Here is a 16,862-nt window from a genome sequence, read left to right on the forward strand (position 1 = left end):
GACGTTCCGGCCGGATCGGCTCAGCCGGTGTTGCGCAGGCCGGCCGCGATCCCGTTGATCGTCAGCAGCAGGGCGCGCTGGAGATCCGGGTCCGGGTTCTCGTCGGCCTGCCGGGAGCGCGCCAGCAGGGAGATCTGGAGGGCGTGCAGCGGGGCCAGGTAGTTGTCCCGCAGCTCCAGGGTGCGGCGCAGTACCGGTGAGGCGGCCAGCAGCTGGTCGCGCCCGGTCACCCGCAGCACCTCCTGCACGGTGCGCTCGTGCTCGGCCTGGATCACGTCGAACAGCTTGGCCGCGTCGTCGTCACCCACCAGCGTGCGCACGTAGCGGGCGGCGATCTGCATGTCGGTCTTGGACAGCGTCATCTGCACGTTCGACAGGAAGGTGCGGAAGAAGTGCCAGGAGCCGTACATCTGAACCAGGGTGTCGCCGCGCCCCGCCTCGCGGGCGGCGGCCAGACCGCTGCCCACGCCGAACCAGCCGGGCAGGTTCATCCGGGACTGGGTCCAGCCGAACACCCACGGGATCGCCCGCAGGTCGTCCAGGCCGCCCGCGCCACCGGGCCGGCGCGAGGGCCGGGATCCGATGTTCAGCTTGCCCAGCTCGTCCACCGGCGTGGCGGAGACGAAGAACGGCACCAGCTGCGGGTCACGCACCAGCGCCCGGTAGGCCTCCTGGGCCGAGCCGGCCACCAGGTCCATGGTGCTGTTCCAGCCGTCCAGCACGTCTGCCGGCAGGCGCGAACTACGGTGCAGCACAGAGGCTTCCAGCACCGCGGCGAGGGCCTGCTCGATGTTCTCGCGGCCCAGCTGGGGCAGCGTGTACTTGTCCGAGATCACCTCGCCCTGCTCGGTGATCTTGATCGGCCCGTTCAGGCTGCCGTACGGCTGCGACAGGATCGCCTCGCCGGTCGGGCCGCCGCCGCGACCGGTCGAGCCGCCGCGTCCGTGGAACAGCCGCAGCACCACGCCGTGGTTCGCGGCGATGTCACGCAGCGCCCGCTGGGCCCGGTGGATCTGCCACTGTGAGGCGGCGATACCGGCGTCCTTGGAACTGTCCGAGTAGCCGAGCATGATCTCTTGCACGTCGCCGCGGGCCGTGACCACACGACGGTACGACGGATCGGACAGCAGCGCGTCCATCAGCGGGCCGGCCGCCTCCAGCTCCGTCACCGTCTCGAACAGCGGCACGAAACCGATGCGGGCCCAGGCCGGTGCCTGCGGGCTGCCGGTGTCGACCAGCCCCGCCTCCCGGGCCAGCACCACCACGGCCAGGATGTCGTCGATGTCCTGCGCCATCGACACGATGTAGCTCTCGATCGCGTCCGGCCCGAACCGCTCCAGCGCCGTGCGGATCGTGCGGAACAGCTCCAGCACGCGCCCGGCGGGTTCGGGCAGGGTGTCGATCCCCGCTCCGATCAATGGACGACGATGGGCGAGCTCCTTCGACAGCACCTCGATGCGCGCGCCGCGCTCCAGCTCGGTGTAGGGCACCTCGAGCTCGTCGAGCCGGTCGAAAAGCACTGCCAGCGTGGCGTGGTGGCGCCCGGCGTGCTCGCGGATGTCGAGCGTGGCCAGGCCCATCCCGACCGCCACGGCGGTGCGCAGCAGCCGCAGCACCGGACCGTCCGCGATCAGCGCGCCCTCGTTGGCCAGCAGCGACGAGCGGATCAGCCGGAGTTCGTCGATGGCCTCGGAGATGCCCAGGTAGTCGCGGCCCGGCTCGTGCGGGGTGCCGTGCTCCAGCCGGTCGCGGGTGCGGGCCAGGCGCACCCGGATGTAGCTGAGCTTGAGCCGGTAGGGCTCCTCGGCGTTGAGCCCGATGAAGGCCGCGTAGGCGCCGGGCAGGGCCTGCCGGTCGGCCTCCAGGGTGGCCTGGAGCTCGTCGCTGACGTCGACCACCCGGGTGGACGACGAGAGGTCGAGAATCAGCTCGTCCACGGCCGAGATCAGTTCACGCAGGCCGAAGTCGTGCTGGAGCCCGAGGACGTCCAGGGTCACCTCGGGGGTGACGTTCGGGTTGCCGTCGCGGTCGCCGCCGGCCCAGGTGCCGAAGCGCAGCGGCCGGGCGTTCACCGGCATCTCGATGCCGATCGAGGCCAGCTCGCGGTCGAGCTCGTCGAGCAGGTCGGGCACCACCTGCGCGGTCAGCGTCTGGAGGTAGTAGATCGCGGTGCGGGCCTCGTCGGTCGGCTTCGGCCGCTCCACCCGGATCTCGTCGGTCTGCCAGAGCAGGTCGACCAGCTCGGCCAGCCGCCGGTGCGCCCGGGCCGTGTCGACCTCGCGGCTGCGCGGGTCTTCCTGCACCTGGATCAGGTCGGCGATCTTGCGCAGCAGGTCGAGCACCGAGCGCCGGGTGGCCTCGGTCGGGTGGGCGGTGAACACCGGCCGCAGCTCGACCCGGCCGAGGATCTCCTCGACCTGCGCCTTGTCGATCTCGCCGCTGCCGATCGCGGCACCGATCTTCTCCACGGTGGCGTGCAGTGGGCCGGCCGGCCGGGCCGTGAGCTCCTGCCAGCGGTGCAGCTGCTCGGTGATGTTGGCCAGCTGGAAGTAGCCGGTGAAGGCCCGGGCCAGCACGATCGCCGTCGGGTCGTCCAGACCGGACAGCAGGGCGTGCAGTTCGCCGTCGTCGGGCTGCCGCGCCAGCTGGCGCACCCGCTCGACCAGGCTCAGCAGTTCGGGCCCCTCGTGCCGGGTCAGCGCCTCACCGAGCAGGGTGGACAGCTGCCGGACCGAGGCGCGCAGCGCGGTGTGCTGCTCGTCGGAGGCCACGCCGCCGGCGAACTGCCCGACGTCCGGCTCCCGGCGGTCGGCATCCACCAGCTGCTGGACGTCGGACACGCTCGGGCTCACCGGTGCGCCGGAGGCCGCCGGACCGTGCCCGGACAAGCCCTCGGACACCTCGGACAGGCCCTCGGACAGGGAGGAGTCGTCGCTCATGGGGCTGAGTCTGCCGCAAGCTCCTGGCTGTCAGACAGAGTGATTCGGCCTGGGACGGACAACAGGGGGTGTGCTCCGTGGTCCGGGATCTGAACAGGCAGTCCGGAATGTGGGACAAAACGGGGTTGCGGAAGAGCCCCCCGGGACGCCGGGGAGAGCCATCCCCGGCCCCAGGAGACGGGCGGGGCGAGCTCGGACAGCAGCCCGAACGGCACCCTGGACCCGGCGGCCTCGTCCGCGGCGTCGTGCTCGCCCGGGCCGGTGCGGTCCAGCTCGGCACCGGCCTGGTGAAGCACCTCGCGGGTCAGCCGCCCGACCACCGCCAGCCCCCGGGCCGCCCGCCAGGCCCGGCCGGTGGCCAGCAGGCGCACCGCCCCGCGCCGGTCGCCCTCGGCCAGGGCCACCGCGCCGAGCAGGCTGACCGTGTCGGGCAGGGTGATCAGCTGACCGGCCTGGTGCATCAGGGGCAGCGCGGCCCGCAGCGCCGCCCCGGCCGCGTCCGGGCAGCCCAGCCGCAGCTGCACCAGACCGGTCCCGGCCAGCACGTCGGCGCGCAGCGGCAGGGACCGCCCGGCCCCGGCGGCGGCCGCCGCCTCGGCCAGCAGGTCGGTGGCCCGCACCGGATCGTCCTGCCCGGCCGCCACCGTGGCCAGGTTCACCAGTGCCACGGCCAGGTTGCCCGGTGCCTGCTCCACCTGCGACCAGGCCCGGAACGACTCGAACAGGGACTCCGCCGCGGCCGGGTGCCCGGTCTCGTCGAGCAGTTCGCCGCGCTCGTTGCCGAGCCGCACCACCATCGCCCAGGCCCCGGCCTGCCGGGCGGTCAGCAGCGCCTGCTCGACCAGGGCCAGGGCCTGCGCGAGATGGCCGCTGTAGCGGGCGGCGACCGAGCGGGCGGCCAGCACCTGGGCGGTCAGCTCGCCGGTCCGGCTGATGTCGCCGGCCTGGTGGGCGATGGGATGTGCGGTTGGGTGGATGGCCGGGCGGGCGGTCCTGCGGGTGGCCGGCTGGACGGCTCCGCGGGCGGCCTGGTGGGCGCCGGTCAGGGCCGGCCCGGTGCGGCCCAGGTCGGCGTTCACCAGGGCCAGGTTGCCGGCGGTCAGTAGTAGCCGGGCGCGTTCGCGCTCGGAGGGGGCGGCCTGCTGAGCGGTCTCCAGCCAGTGGTCCGCCTGCCGCAACCGGCCGGTGCGGAACCAGTGCCCGAGCAGGTTCAGCACCAGGTCCGTCAGCAGCAGGCCGTCCCGCGCCGAGGCGGCATGGGCGAGGGCCGCGTCCAGGTTGGCGGACTCGGCCTCCAGTTCTGCGGGCGGGTACGTGACCGGTCCGGCGTCGGGCTGCTCACCGGTGGGGCGGTGGGACGGGACGACGTGGTGGCCGGACGGCGCCCCGGTGTCGTAGCCGGTCTGCTCAATGGGATGGCTGTTCACGGCGGCGTGGTGCGCGGCCAGGGCGGCGTAGTGGCGGGCGTGGCGGTCCAGCACGGTGCGCCGCTGTTCCGGCGGGTGGGTGCACAGCAGCTCCCACGCGTACTCGCGCACCGGGCCCGCCAGCCCGGACCGCCCGGGGCCGGCGTCGACCACCAGGCCCAGACCGGCCAGACGGGCCAGCCGATCGCCGTGGTCCGGTGACCGGCCGCCGCCCGGCTCGCAGACCGCCCGCATCGCCTCGGGCGTCCAGCCACCGGCGAACACAGACAGCTCGGCCAGCAGCCGGGCCTCGGCGCCGGGCAGCCCGGCCACGCCGGGCGTCAGCAGGGCCCGTAGGCCGGGTTGTCGTTCCGGGGGGTCGGCGCGCAGATGGTGCAGCATCTCCTCCGGCGGTGCGCTGCGCACCCGGGCCGCGGCCAGCTCGACCGCCAGCGGCAGGCCGTCCAGCCGGGCGCAGACCGCCTCCACCTCACGGACGTTGACGCTGGTCACCTCGAACCCGGGCAGGACCGCCGCGGCCCGCTCGCGGTACAGCCGCACCGCGTCGGCCGGGGCCAGGGGCGGTATCGGCAGCAGGTGCTCCCCGGGCAGGTGCAGCGGGGCGCGGGAGGTGGCCAGCACCACGAGCGTTCCGGCCTGTCCGAGCAGTTCGGTCAGCACCCCCGCCGTTCCCTGGTCGATCTCGTCCACGACCAGCAGCGTGGGCTGCTCCCCCAGTAGGGCCGCGACGGTCTCCGGCAGCGGTTGCGAGGCCCAGGCGGACATCCGGCCCAGGGCCCGGCAGACGGCGACGAGCAGTTCCTCGGCGACGAGCAGTTCCTCGGCGCCGGCCTCGACCGGCCCGCCGGGCGGCCGGTCCAGGCCGATGCGCACCACCCGGTGCGGTGGGTTCAGGGCGGGGGCGACCACCGCGGCGATCTCGGCGGCGAGCCGCGTCTTCCCGGCCCCTCCGGGGCCGGTCAGGGTCACCAGCCGGGTGGGGACGTCGGTTGTGGGGACGCTGGTGGTGGGGACGCTGGTGGTGGTGGCGTCGGAACCAGCGGCTGAGCCTCCCGGCCCTCCCACCAGCAATTCCCAGGCCGTCCGCACTTGCGCGTCCCGGCCGACCAGCCCGGAACCCATCACCCCGGAACCCATCGCCCCAGCACCCGGCAGCCCGAGTCCGATCACCCCAGAACCCATCAGCCCGGGTCCCGGCACCCCGAATCCCGTCGCCCCGGCACCCGGCAGCGTCGCCCCGGCACCCGGCAGCGACGGCCCGGAACCCGGCAGCGTCGCCCCGGAACCCGGCAGCGACGGCCCGCCACCCGGCACGGCACCTTCGCCCGCCGTAGCCCGTGCGCTCGCCGCCCGGTCACCCACGTTCGCCCGGTCACCTGGGATCGTCCGGCCACCCGGCCTCAGCGACGTGGCGTGCCGCAGCACCTCGGCGTGCCGGGCCTGGAGCTCCGGCGACGGGTCCACCCCCAGCTCCTCACCGAGGCGCCGCTGCGCCACGGCGTACGCGGCCAGTGCGTCGGCCTGACGCCCCGACCGGTACAGGGCCAGCATCAGCTGCCCGGTGAACCGTTCGTCCAGGGGGTGGCGGCGCACCAGTTCCTGGAGCTCGGGCACGATCGCCGCGTCGAGCCCGAGAGCCGCGTCGGCGTCCAGCCGGTCGGCCAGGGCGGACAGCCGCAGCTCCTCCAGCCGCACCCGGTGCACCTCGCCGACGGCGCTGGTCAGATCGGTGAGCGCCGGGCCGCGCCAGAGGCCGAGCGCCGCCCTCAGCTCCCGGGCCGCGGCCCCGGGGTCACCCGCGGCCAGTGCGGTTCGGCCGACGGCCGTGGCCTGCTCGAAACGGTGCAGGTCGATCGCCCCGTCGGGCACGTCGAGCAGGTAGCCCTGCGGGGTGCTGCGCAGCACCGCCCGGTCGCCGGAACGCCCGGTCGCCCCGGCCAGGCTGCGCCGCAGGCGAGACACGTAGACCTGCATGGTGTTGACGGCGCCGCCCGGCGGGTCGTCGTCCCACAGCTGGTCGATGAGGCGCTCGGTGCTGACGGCGCCGCGGGTCGAGAGGGCCAGCAGAAGAAACACGGCCCGTGACTGACGACCACCGAGAGTGACAGATGTTCCGTCGGCGGTGACGTCCAGCGGGCCGAGGAGCCGAATCGCAAGACGGGAGGGATCGTCCTGACGGAGTGTCATCGAACGCAAACGTACCGATGTCATACGGGGATTCGGGGGAGATTCACCGTCGTGTCAGCACGGACGGGCAGTTCCGTCGGCGCGTCGGCGTGTCGGCCCGGACGTGGGACGACGACGGGCGTCCGGTATCGGTGGTCATGCAAAGCCTTCCGCCGGGCTGGGTAAAGACTTTGGGCAATCCGTGCCCGGGCGCCGGTTCCTGCTGCGTTACACAGTTTTCGAGTGACCTATTTCTCGTGGTGCACTCGGACTGCATCCTGCGGCGGAGTAGCGCTGCGCCACTTGGTGAATCGCCCTGCGGTACGGGCCGGCTGCGGTGGGCTGCCCCGCGATCTTTGACGGAAATCACTGCCGCACTGAGATTTTACTGGGAACTGCGGGTGAATTGACGTTCCGGTTCGCGTACCCGACGCCGGATGGGCGAAACTGGTCACTGGCCGATTGCGTAAGACCGGAGACCAATGACCGACAGACAGTATCCGTCGCGAAGAGCTGACACCAGTGGACCGGCAACCGCCTACCGCGGTCCCGATCCCCAGCCCGAACCCGCTGGTGACAAGCCCGAACCAGACAAGCCCAAGCCGCTCGTCAACGTCGTGCAGATCAGCGCCGGCGCCGGTGCCTCGGTGACCTCCGCCGTGGCCGCGTCGTACTTCGGCGTGGGTGGCACGATCGCCGGCGCGGCCTTCGGGTCCGTCGTCTCGACCGTGGCCGGTTCCCTCTACACCGAGTCGTTGAACAAGGCGCGCAAGGTTGTCCAGACCTCGACAGCCGTTGTGGTGCAGCGCTACCCGGGTGACGTGCCGCAGGCCGACAGCATCCGTCGGATGAACGGCCCCGCGGGGGTGCCGGTCGCCGACTCGCTGAACCGGGTCGGCAGCGAAGACACCCGGCACGTCGACGTCGATCACGTGCAGGTGCCGATCGCCGACGAGACCCAGGTGATGGGCGGCGTTCACGCCGACGGCACCCAGGTGATGCGTCCCTACGACGACGCCACCCAGGTGATGCCGCCGGTCAGCGGCCGTGCGGGCCAGGCCGGTCAGGGGTACCAGCAGACCGGTCGTCAGCAGTCGTACCACGACCAGAACGGCTACCAGCAGTCGGCCCACCACCAGCCGGGGCAGCCGACCCGCGCAGGTCAGGCGGGTCAGGCAGGCCGGGCCGGTGGCCCGCCGCCGGTGCGCCCGCGGGCCCGGCAGGCGGCGGCCGACCAGCCGATCTGGAAGAAGCCAGGCTTCCTGATGGCGGCGCTGTCGATGGGCACCTTCCTGATCGCCCTGTTCTTCATCGTGGGAACGGAAAGTGTGATCGGGCACCCGATTTCGGGTGGTACCAGCGGCAACACGCTGACCCAGCTGACGGGCAGCAACTCGAGCAGCAGCTCCGACGACGACAACGAAGACGACGACACGAGCACGCCCACCGAGACGGCCACGCCGACCGACACCGCGAGCCCGACCGACAGCGCCGTCCCGACCACGACGGACACCGCGACGGTGGCCCCGACCGAGACGGCCACGCCGCAGAGCACCGACGACGGTCAGGTGACGTCCACCGACACCGCCACCGATCCCTCCACCGACGGTAGCGACGACACCGCCACCGACTCCTCCACGGACGACGGCTCGGGCACCACGCAAGACCAGTCCGGCCAGTACGACGACGGCAGTGGTGACACCGGCGTCGACAGTCAGGTGCAAGACGGATCGGCCCCCTGATCCGTCCGCAGCGCGAGCAGCACCCGCACCATCAGCAGAACCCCCGCAACACCAGCACGGGCCGCCGGTCGTACCGGCGGCCCGTGCCGTAGTTTGGGCACGCGCCGAACGTCTGCCAGCAGCTGGGGGAGTTCCGAGGTTGATCGCCCGATTACGGTCCCGCCGGTCCCGCCTCGTCGTCGTCCTCTTGTTGTTGCTGCTCGTGGGCGGTGTCCTCGCCACCGTCCGGTCCGGAGACGACCCCGACCGGTTCACCACCCAGGAGCTCACGGTCGAGGGCACGCCCGAGGCCGACGGCGACCCGGTCGACCTGGACGCCACGCTCTACCTGCCCGAGCGCACACCGGCCCCGGCCGTGCTGCTCGCCCACGGGTTCGGCGGCAGCAAGGCCTCGGTCGCCGGTGACGCCGAGGACCTCGCCGACCGCGGATACGTCGTGCTTGCCTACACCGCACGCGGCTTCGGCGGCTCCGGCGGCCTGATCCACCTCGACCACCCGGACTACGAGATCAAGGACGGGCAGCGGATGCTCGACCAGCTCGCCGGGCGCTCCGAGGTGCGCAAGGACAGGTCCGGGGACCCGGTGGTGGGCGTGGTCGGGGCCTCGTACGGCGGCGCGCTCGCGCTGATGCTGGCCGGCACCGACGACCGGGTGGACGCGATCGTGCCGATGATCACCTGGAACGACCTCCGGCAGGCGCTGTTCCCGCAGTTCGCCGATCCCGGCGGTGTCGGTGTGTTCAAACGCCAATGGACGGCGCTCCTGCTCGGCTCCACCCTGACCGGCTCCGGCAGCGCCCCCACGGCTCCCTCCGCCCAGCAGCTGAAGAGCCTGGCCGAGGGCGATCCGCAACAGGCCGTGTGCGGGCGCCTGGCCAAGGACCTGTGCCTGGGCTACGTGGAGACCGCCACCACCGGAACCCCCACCGACGACCTGCTCGACCTGCTCGACGAGTCCAGCCCGGCCCGGGTCGCCGGCCGGATCACCGCCGACACGTTGCTGGTGCAGGGACAGCAGGACTCGCTCTTCCCGCTCTCCGAGGCCGACGCGAACGCCCAGGCCGTCACCGGGGCCGGCGGCACGGTGAAGCTGTACTGGGAGACCGGCGGTCACGACGCCGGCACCGGCACCGACGAGCTGCGGCCGGTGGTGGCCCAGTTCCTCGACGCCTCGATCGGCGACAGCGGTTCGCTCGGCGACATCCCGGGCAGCCGGGTCGAGGTCACCTCCGGCACGCTCGCCACCGACGGCACCCGGATCACCCGGCTGCGCTCGGCCCCCGACCCGATCCGTCCGGGCACCGTGCCGCAGGTCGGCTACCCGCTGGACGGCGCCGGGCAGTTCGCCCTCGCCCCGCCCGGCGCCACCCCGGCCGCCATCACCTCGCTGCCCGGCGCCGGCGCGCTGCTCGGGGCCCTCGGATCGGCCGGCAGCTCGCTCGACCTGGGCTCGCTCGCCGCCGTACCGGGAGAGAGCGTCAGCTTCGAGACCCGGCCGCTGGAGCGGGCGATCACCGTCACCGGGTCGTCGCACGTCACCGTGGGCATCGCCTCGTCCGCCGAGGAGGCCACGCTGTTCGCCTCCGTGGTCGACGTGGACGCCGACGGCGGCACCACGCTGCCCGCGCAACTCGTGACGCCGCTGCGGGTGACCGGGCTGTCGGCCCGGCAGAAGGAGGTCACGGTCACCCTGCCCTCGGTGGTGCGCGACGTCCCGGCCGGGCACCGGCTGCGGGTCGTGCTGAGCACCACCGACCAGGCGTACGCGATGCCCCAGGAGGCCGCGCTGCACCGGATCACGTTGACCGGCGACGGGACGCTGACCGTGCCGCAGGCCGCGTTCACGGTGACCGACGACGGATCGGCGGTGCCCTGGCGTGGGGTGATCGGTCTGGCCGTCGGTATCGCGTCGCTGGTGCTGCTCCTCGTCGTCCTCAATCGGCGCCGCAGGCCGCTGCCGCCCGACGCCGCGCTGACCGGCGTACCGATCGCGATCGAAGGGCTGGGCAAGGCCTACGGCGACGGGTTCCGCGCGGTCAGCGACCTGAGCTTCCGCGTCGAGGCCGGTCAGGTGCTCGGGCTTCTCGGGCCGAACGGGGCGGGCAAGACCACCACGCTGCGCATGCTGATGGGGCTGATCCTGCCCTCCGAGGGGCAGATCCGGATCTTCGGGCACCAGGTGCGTCCGGGTGCCCCGGTGCTGTCCCGGCTGGGCTCGTTCGTGGAGGGCCCCGGATTTCTGCCGCACCTGTCCGGCCGCGACAACCTGGTGCTCTACTGGCGTTCCACCGGCCGCAGCAGTCCCGCGCACCTCGACGTGGCACTGGAGATCGCCGGGCTCGGCGCCGACGTCAACCGCCGGGTGCGCACCTACAGTCAGGGCATGCGGCAGCGTCTGGCCATCGCTCAGGCCATGCTCGGGCTGCCCGACCTGCTGGTGCTCGACGAGCCGACCAACGGCCTGGACCCGCCGCAGATCCGCGAGATGCGTGAGGTGCTGGGACGTTACGCCGCCACCGGGCGCACCGTGGTGGTGTCGAGCCACCTGCTCGCCGAGGTGGAGCAGACGTGCAGCCACGTGGTGGTGATGGCCGCGGGACGCCTGGTCGCGCAGGGCCCGGTGGCCGAGCTGGTCGGTGACGGTGCGGCGGTGGTGGTCGAGGTGGACGACGCGGCGCGGGCTCTCGCTGTGGTCGCGGAGGTGACGGGTGTGGACGACGCCCAGATCGTGGACGGTGCTCTCGTCGTCCATGCTTCTGCCGACGCCCGCGCGGACCTCGTGCGACAGCTCGTTCTGGCCGACCTGAGGGTGACCCGGGTCGCCCCGCAGCGCGGCCTCGAAGACACGTTCCTGGCGCTGGTGGGAGAGGAGGCCTGATGCCGTCGACCGGGCATTCGGAAGGTCTGGCGGGGATCGCCGCACCCTCGGGCGAGGCCGGGCCGGACGGCGCCGCACCCGGTTACCGCGCCCGGCGCACCCTGGGACTGCGGGTCGAGACCCGGCGTCAGCTCACCCGCCGGCGCACCCAGATCGCCCTGGGATTTCTGCTGGTGCTTCCGTTCATCCTGGTCGCCGCCTTCAGTTTCGACGACGGTGGCAGCCGCGACGCACAGACGGCGCTGGTCGATCTGGCCACCACCGGCGCCGCCAACTTCACCGTGTTCACGCTGTTCGTCAGCTCGGGATTCCTGCTGGTGGTGATCGTGGCGCTGTTCGCCGGCGACACCGTGGCCAGCGAGGCGAGCTGGTCCAGCCTGCGCTACCTGCTCGCGATCCCGGTGCCCCGATCCGCCCTGCTGCGCCGCAAACTCGTGGTGGCGCTGGGGTACTGCCTGTTCGCCCTGGTGCTGCTGCCCGTCGCCGCCTATCTGGTGGGCGGGGCCTTCTACGGCTGGGCGCCGCTGAAGACCCCGCTGGGCGAATCGGTCTCGGGCTGGGAACTGGCCCTGCGCCTGGGCGTCGCGGTCGGGTACATCGCCGTCTCACTGGTTTTCGTGGCGGCGCTCGCGTTCCTGGTCGGCGTGTACACCGACGCCCCGCTGGGTGCGGTCGGCGGGGCGGTGATGCTGGTGATCCTGTCGAACATCCTCGACAGCATCACGGCTCTCGGCGACTGGCGCCGCGGTCTGCCCACGCACTACTCGCTGGCCTGGACCGACGTGCTCGGCCCGGAACTGGTCTGGAACGCCATGGTTCGCGGTGCGCTGTGGTCGATCGGGTACGGCGCCGTGCTGCTCGCCTGGGCCTGGTGGCACTTCGAGCACAAGGACATTACGAGCTGAAAACGGTGGACGGGCCGTAAAACCTCTGCCGAACGGGTTAAAGCAGCTTGTCAAGCCGCCGATGAAGTGGCGCGACCTGTTGTCGCTCACGGCAGGCAGAATCCGGACACGGCGCCGGATCCCACCCAGGAGGCACAGTGCCCTCGAACAACACCGTTGCGACGGCGACTGCTGCTCGCACCGCCGGTAAGCGCACCTCGGCCGCGGCCGCCACCGGCGGCGCGGCCCGAAGCGTGGCCGCTGCCAACAAGTCCGCCTCGAAGGCGGCGAAGACGGCTTCGGCCCGGGCCTCGAAGACGGCCACGAAGGCCGGTGCCAAGCCGAAGGCCAGCAGCACCACCACCCGAAGCGTGGCCGCTGCCAACAAATCGGCGTCGGCCGCGGCGAAGGACGTCTCGACCCGCGCGGGCCGCACCGCCACGGCGAAGAAGGCCGGCACGGCAAAGGTTCCGGCTCCGCGTTCCGGTGGTGCCAAGGCGTCCGCCGGGACCGCGAAGAAGGCCGCGGTGAAGAAGCCTGTGGTGAAGAAGGCCGTGGTGAAGAAGGCCGTGGTGAAGAAGGCCACCACGAGCCGCGCCGCCACGAGCACGAACGCCCGCACGGCGAAGCCGACCCCGGCCAAGAAGACGACCGCCGCGAAGAAGACGACCGCTCCCGCGACCCGGAGTGCAGCCAAGAAGGCCACCGCCAAGAAGGCCACCGCCAAGAAGGCCACCGCCACGAAGACCGCGGCGACGAGGGCGACCGCCAAGACCGCGGCCAAGAAGACGCCAGCGAAGAGGACGCCCACCAAGGCCGCGGCGAAGCGGGCGACGGCGACGAGGGCGACCGCCAAGACCGCGGCCAAGAAGACGCCAGCGAAGAGGACGCCCGCCAAGACCGCGGCGAAGCGGGCCACGGCGACGAAGACGACCGCCAAGACCGCGGCCAAGAAGACGCCAGCGACGAGGGCCACCGCCAAGACCGTCGCCAAGCGGGCCACGGCGACGAAGACGACCGCCAAGACCGCGGCCAAGCGGGCGACGGCGAAGAAGGCGACGGCGAAGAAGGCGACGGCGAAGAAGGCGACGGCGAAGAAGGCGACGGCGAAGAAGGCGACGGCGAAGAAGGCGACGGCGAAGAAGGCGACGGCGAAGAAGGCGACGACCAAGAAGGCCACGGCGAAGAAGGCCACCGCCAAGAAGCCCGCCGGGAAGAAGGCCCCGGCCGCGAGGGCCACCCCGTCCAAGCGCACCGCCACGAGGCGCACCGTCGGCAAGACCACCGCGTCCCGCCCGGCTCCGGGCACGGGGAAGACAGCTTCCCGGAGCATCGCCCCCGCCCCGGCCGCGAAGAGCACTGCGCGTAAGACCGCGACGACCCGCCCAGCCACCAGGACCACCACCCGCAAGACGGCGGCGACCCGGCCGGCCACCAAGTCGTCCACGCGCAAGAGCTCCGTGAAGAAGCCGGTCGGCACCTCACCACCGGGCCCGGCCACCACGGCAACTGTCTCCAGGACCACCCCCGCCGCTCCGGTGACGTCCCCCGACACCGCACCCTCCGGCCCCACCTCGTCTTCCGGCCGGACCCCACCGGCTGCACCCACCGCGTCTTCAGGCCCCACCGCGTCCTCAAACCCCACCGCGCGTCCAGGCCCCACCGTGCGACCGGTGGCCAGAACGTCCTCCCGCCCGGCGGTGAAGTCGGCGGACACGCCCGCCCCCGAGGGCGGGGTGGCGACCGTCACCGAGACGGCCATCCCCACCCAGCGCACGGCCCCCACGACCGGGCCCTCGGGCGGAGCGGTCACTCATCCGATCATCCGTCCGGTCCGGCCCACCTCGCCCAGGTCCCCGATTCCCACGGAGGCCGGGGCTGCCACGCCGCCACCGGCGTCCACCCCCGCCGAACCGGAACCGGCGCCCGCCGACACACCCGAGCCCACACCGGCCCCGGCCCACCTCATCGGCCCGGTGAAGAACCCGGTCACCGTGACCTCCACGGGCCCCGAGCCGGCGCCGGGTCCTGGCACCCGTCCGCTGTCGATGATTCCCGCCGTCCCGCCGAGGGACGACGAAACCCCCGCCACCCCCACCGCCGGCCGATCGGCCTGACCACCGGACGAGGGCCGCTCACCCGAAGAGGGGGCGGCCCTCGCCCGTGCGCAGTGCCCCGGACCCTGCGCCGGATCCGTGCTCCGGTCGGGTTATTCCCAGCACGCCCCGCACCCGTGCTCTTCCGGTGTGTGAACTTCGTTGCCCCGGCGGTGGGCTGCGAGGTCGGGCAGGCGGTGGAAGCATGGTCCGAATGACCTCGGATCGCAGCGCCGGCTACGTCCCTCCGCGGCGCCCGGCCTTCTTCGGGCCCGCGGTGATGGACACCTTCCAGGGCGCCCCTGACCCCGGCCAGCGCATCGAGGCGGCCCACCGCACCGCCGCCGCCCTGGTCGACCACGCCCGCGGCGGGGGAGACCCGGCCGCCACGGCCCGCATCGTGGCGCTCGCCGACGTGTACGGCCTCGACGAGATCGCCGAGCTCTGGGCCGCCCGCCCGGCCCGCACCCTGCCCGGCGCGCTCTGGCGTATCTATGCCCTCCAGGCCGGCATCCGCCGTGACCCGGTGGGCATGGCCCGGGCCTTCGACTCCGGTCGGCACCGCGCCCCGGTGCACGAGGCGGTGGCCGGGGTGGCGGAGCCGCCCGGGCCGACCGAGGTGCAAGACATGGCCGACGCCATCCTCGGCGGAGCCTTCACCGGTGACCTGGCCGTCGCGCTGGAACGGGCCGCGGCGTTCTGCCACGTCGTGGCCACCGGCCTGGCGCTGGAGGCCGACCACCGGATCGAGCCCGAGGAAGAAGGCCTCACCCGGCGCGCGGGCGGCCTGGCCCGCACCGGCACCGACCTGGAGGCGGCGGCCCGGATGTGGCGCGAGGGCGACCTCAGCTGAAGCTCTCACCACGACGTTCGCTACAAGTGGGGTGAAACACCCCGGGATCGACCGGCCCGGCGGGGAACACCCGAGGGGTGGGCATGAGTTAATAGACCCGGTGACACCCTTCGGGGTCTCACCGGGCGTCGGGCCGCGGTAGCCCCGGGTCCCACTTGAAGCCGCCTAGAGCGGCCGTTGCACCGTGAGGTGCTCCCGGTCCGGCGCCTCAAAAGCTACAAATGATGGACGGCGCCGGGCCCCGACGGGCTCGGCGTCGTCCTCAGTTTTGGCGGGTTTCCCGAAATTCGCCGAAAGCCGTTCCGCTCCCAGGCATTACGCCGACCCATGATCACGATCAGGTCACGCCTGACCCCCTGGCTGTGATCACGACCCTCCGTAGCGATCTTCACTCATACGGAGTCACAGAAACAGCTCGAATCGCATCAGGAACCCCCGTCCCGGTAACGCTTCGTGCTCAGGTTTTGCCCTTCCTGGGTGTCGTTCACTTGGAAGTCGCCGTGAGGTCCAGCTCACTTTGCCTGATGTCGAAGGTTCGTTTGACGCTCGTTAACCATCGTCGGCCGATCGCTTCATCTGGCCTGCCTACGGTCTGTGTCGGGCAACCAACCGTGCCCCGGCGCCGCGCCGATCGCAGCGCCCGCAGAACTGGCTGGGCTTCGTTCCCGGCTCCATGAAAGGGAATTCCATTGAAGCTCCCCAAGCACGTCGCACTGACCAGCGTGGCGCTGGCCGGCGCCCTGGCCCTCACCGCCTGCGGCTCGGACGACAACAGCGCTGACGGTGGGAGCGGCAGCAGCTCTGACAGCGGCTCGAGCGTCAGCGGCACGCTGAACGGCGAGGGCTCCTCGGCGCAGAAGAACGCCATCGACGAGGCCATCGCGAGCTTCGGCTCCGCCAACCCGGACGCCACGGTCAACTACAACGCGACCGGCTCCGGCGACGGCGTCAAGAACTTCAACGCCGGCCAGGTCGACTTCGCCGGTTCCGACTCGGCCCTCAAGAGCGAGGCCGTGGACGGCGTCGTCGAGACCGACGCCGCCAAGGAGCGTTGTGGCGGCAACGAGGCCTGGAACCTGCCCCTGGTGGCCGGTCCCATCGCCGTCGCCTACAACCTGCCGGGCGTCGACAACCTGATCCTCACCCCCGAGGTCGTCGGCAAGATCTTCCTCGGCGACATCAAGACCTGGAACGACAAGGCGATCGCCGACCTGAACCCGGACGCCACGCTGCCGTCCACCGCGATCTCCGTGTTCTTCCGCTCGGACGAGTCGGGTACCACCGAGAACTTCCAGAAGTACCTGGCCGGCTCCGCCGCCGACACCTGGACCGAAGAGCCGTCGAAGGTGTGGCCGGGCAAGGCCGGCGAGGGCCGCTCGAAGTCGGACGGCGTCTCCCAGGGTGTGAAGAGCACCGAGGGCGGCATCACCTACGTCGAGTGGAGCTACGCGCGGGACAACGACCTGGGCGTCGCCCAGATCGACAACGGCGCCGGCGCCGTCGAGCTGACCGGTGAGTCGGCCGGCAAGGCCCTGACCGCCGCCGAGGTCACCGGCACGGGCAACGACCTCAAGCTCCAGCTCGACTACGCCACCAAGGAGGCGGGTACCTACCCGATCGTCCTGGTGACCTACGAGATCGTCTGCTCGAAGGGCCTGGACGCCGAGAAGACCACGCTGATCAAGTCGTTCCTGAAGCACTTCGCCAGCTCGGAGACGCAGACCAGCCTCCAGGAGATCGGCTACGCCCCGCTGCCGTCGGCGATCTCGGACAAGGTCAACACCGCGATCGACGCCATCTCCTGACCCTCTAGGGTCTCAGCAACACGACATCAGTAAGGACCGACGCCCCGTGTCTCCCGGTCCGCCCCCGAAAGG

At 72.2% G+C, this 16,862-nt stretch carries 9 protein-coding genes; 6 read left to right on the forward strand and 3 right to left on the reverse strand.

What is annotated here, in order from left to right; genetic code table 11:
* Positions 1-20: 20 nt before the first annotated feature.
* Positions 21-2,939 (reverse strand): phosphoenolpyruvate carboxylase, encoded by a 2,919-nt coding sequence (gene ppc, locus KIH74_RS01730; RefSeq protein ID WP_214153698.1) that lies wholly within the window; start codon positions 2,937-2,939, stop codon positions 21-23.
* On the reverse strand, positions 2,936-6,442 hold the full coding sequence (locus KIH74_RS01735) for an AfsR/SARP family transcriptional regulator (RefSeq protein ID WP_214153706.1): 3,507 nt from the start codon (positions 6,440-6,442) through the stop codon (positions 2,936-2,938). Before KIH74_RS01735 ends, ppc begins: the two co-directional genes overlap by 4 nt.
* A gap of 707 nt (positions 6,443-7,149) precedes the next feature.
* Here KIH74_RS01735 and KIH74_RS01740 point away from each other — a divergent pair.
* The 3 genes from KIH74_RS01740 to KIH74_RS01750 all read left to right on the forward strand — a co-directional run bounded on the left by KIH74_RS01740 (position 7,150) and on the right by KIH74_RS01750 (position 12,057).
* Positions 7,150-8,274, forward strand: a complete 1,125-nt coding sequence (locus tag KIH74_RS01740; RefSeq protein ID WP_214153708.1) for a hypothetical protein — start codon at positions 7,150-7,152, stop codon at positions 8,272-8,274.
* A 139-nt stretch (positions 8,275-8,413) separates the two neighbouring features.
* Entirely contained in the window at positions 8,414-11,152 is a 2,739-nt protein-coding gene (locus tag KIH74_RS01745) for an alpha/beta fold hydrolase (RefSeq protein ID WP_214153710.1), read from the forward strand.
* Positions 11,152-12,057: an ABC transporter permease gene (locus KIH74_RS01750; protein ID WP_214153712.1), complete on the forward strand. Its 906-nt coding sequence runs from the start codon at positions 11,152-11,154 to the stop codon at positions 12,055-12,057. The genes KIH74_RS01745 and KIH74_RS01750 overlap by 1 nt, the downstream gene beginning before the upstream one ends.
* Before the next feature lie 37 nt (positions 12,058-12,094).
* On the opposite strand, the gene KIH74_RS01755 is transcribed toward KIH74_RS01750, so the two are convergent.
* Entirely contained in the window at positions 12,095-13,681 is a 1,587-nt protein-coding gene (locus KIH74_RS01755; RefSeq protein ID WP_214153714.1) for a hypothetical protein, read from the reverse strand.
* Positions 13,682-13,709: 28 nt separating this feature from the next.
* Here KIH74_RS01755 and KIH74_RS01760 point away from each other — a divergent pair, with 28 nt between their 5' ends.
* The 3 genes from KIH74_RS01760 (at position 13,710) to pstS (ending at position 16,790) form a co-directional block, all read left to right on the forward strand.
* On the forward strand, positions 13,710-14,153 hold the full coding sequence (locus KIH74_RS01760; protein WP_214153715.1) for a hypothetical protein: 444 nt from the start codon (positions 13,710-13,712) through the stop codon (positions 14,151-14,153).
* Between the two features lie 193 nt (positions 14,154-14,346).
* Positions 14,347-14,985, forward strand: coding sequence for a hypothetical protein (locus KIH74_RS01765; RefSeq protein ID WP_214153717.1), 639 nt, complete (start codon positions 14,347-14,349; stop codon positions 14,983-14,985).
* Positions 14,986-15,674: 689 nt separating this feature from the next.
* Positions 15,675-16,790, forward strand: coding sequence for a phosphate ABC transporter substrate-binding protein PstS (gene pstS, locus KIH74_RS01770; protein ID WP_214153718.1), 1,116 nt, complete (start codon positions 15,675-15,677; stop codon positions 16,788-16,790).
* The last annotated feature ends 72 nt before the right edge of the window (positions 16,791-16,862 follow it).

The organism is Kineosporia corallincola (assembly GCF_018499875.1).
Lineage (GTDB): Bacteria > Actinomycetota > Actinomycetes > Actinomycetales > Kineosporiaceae > Kineosporia > Kineosporia corallincola.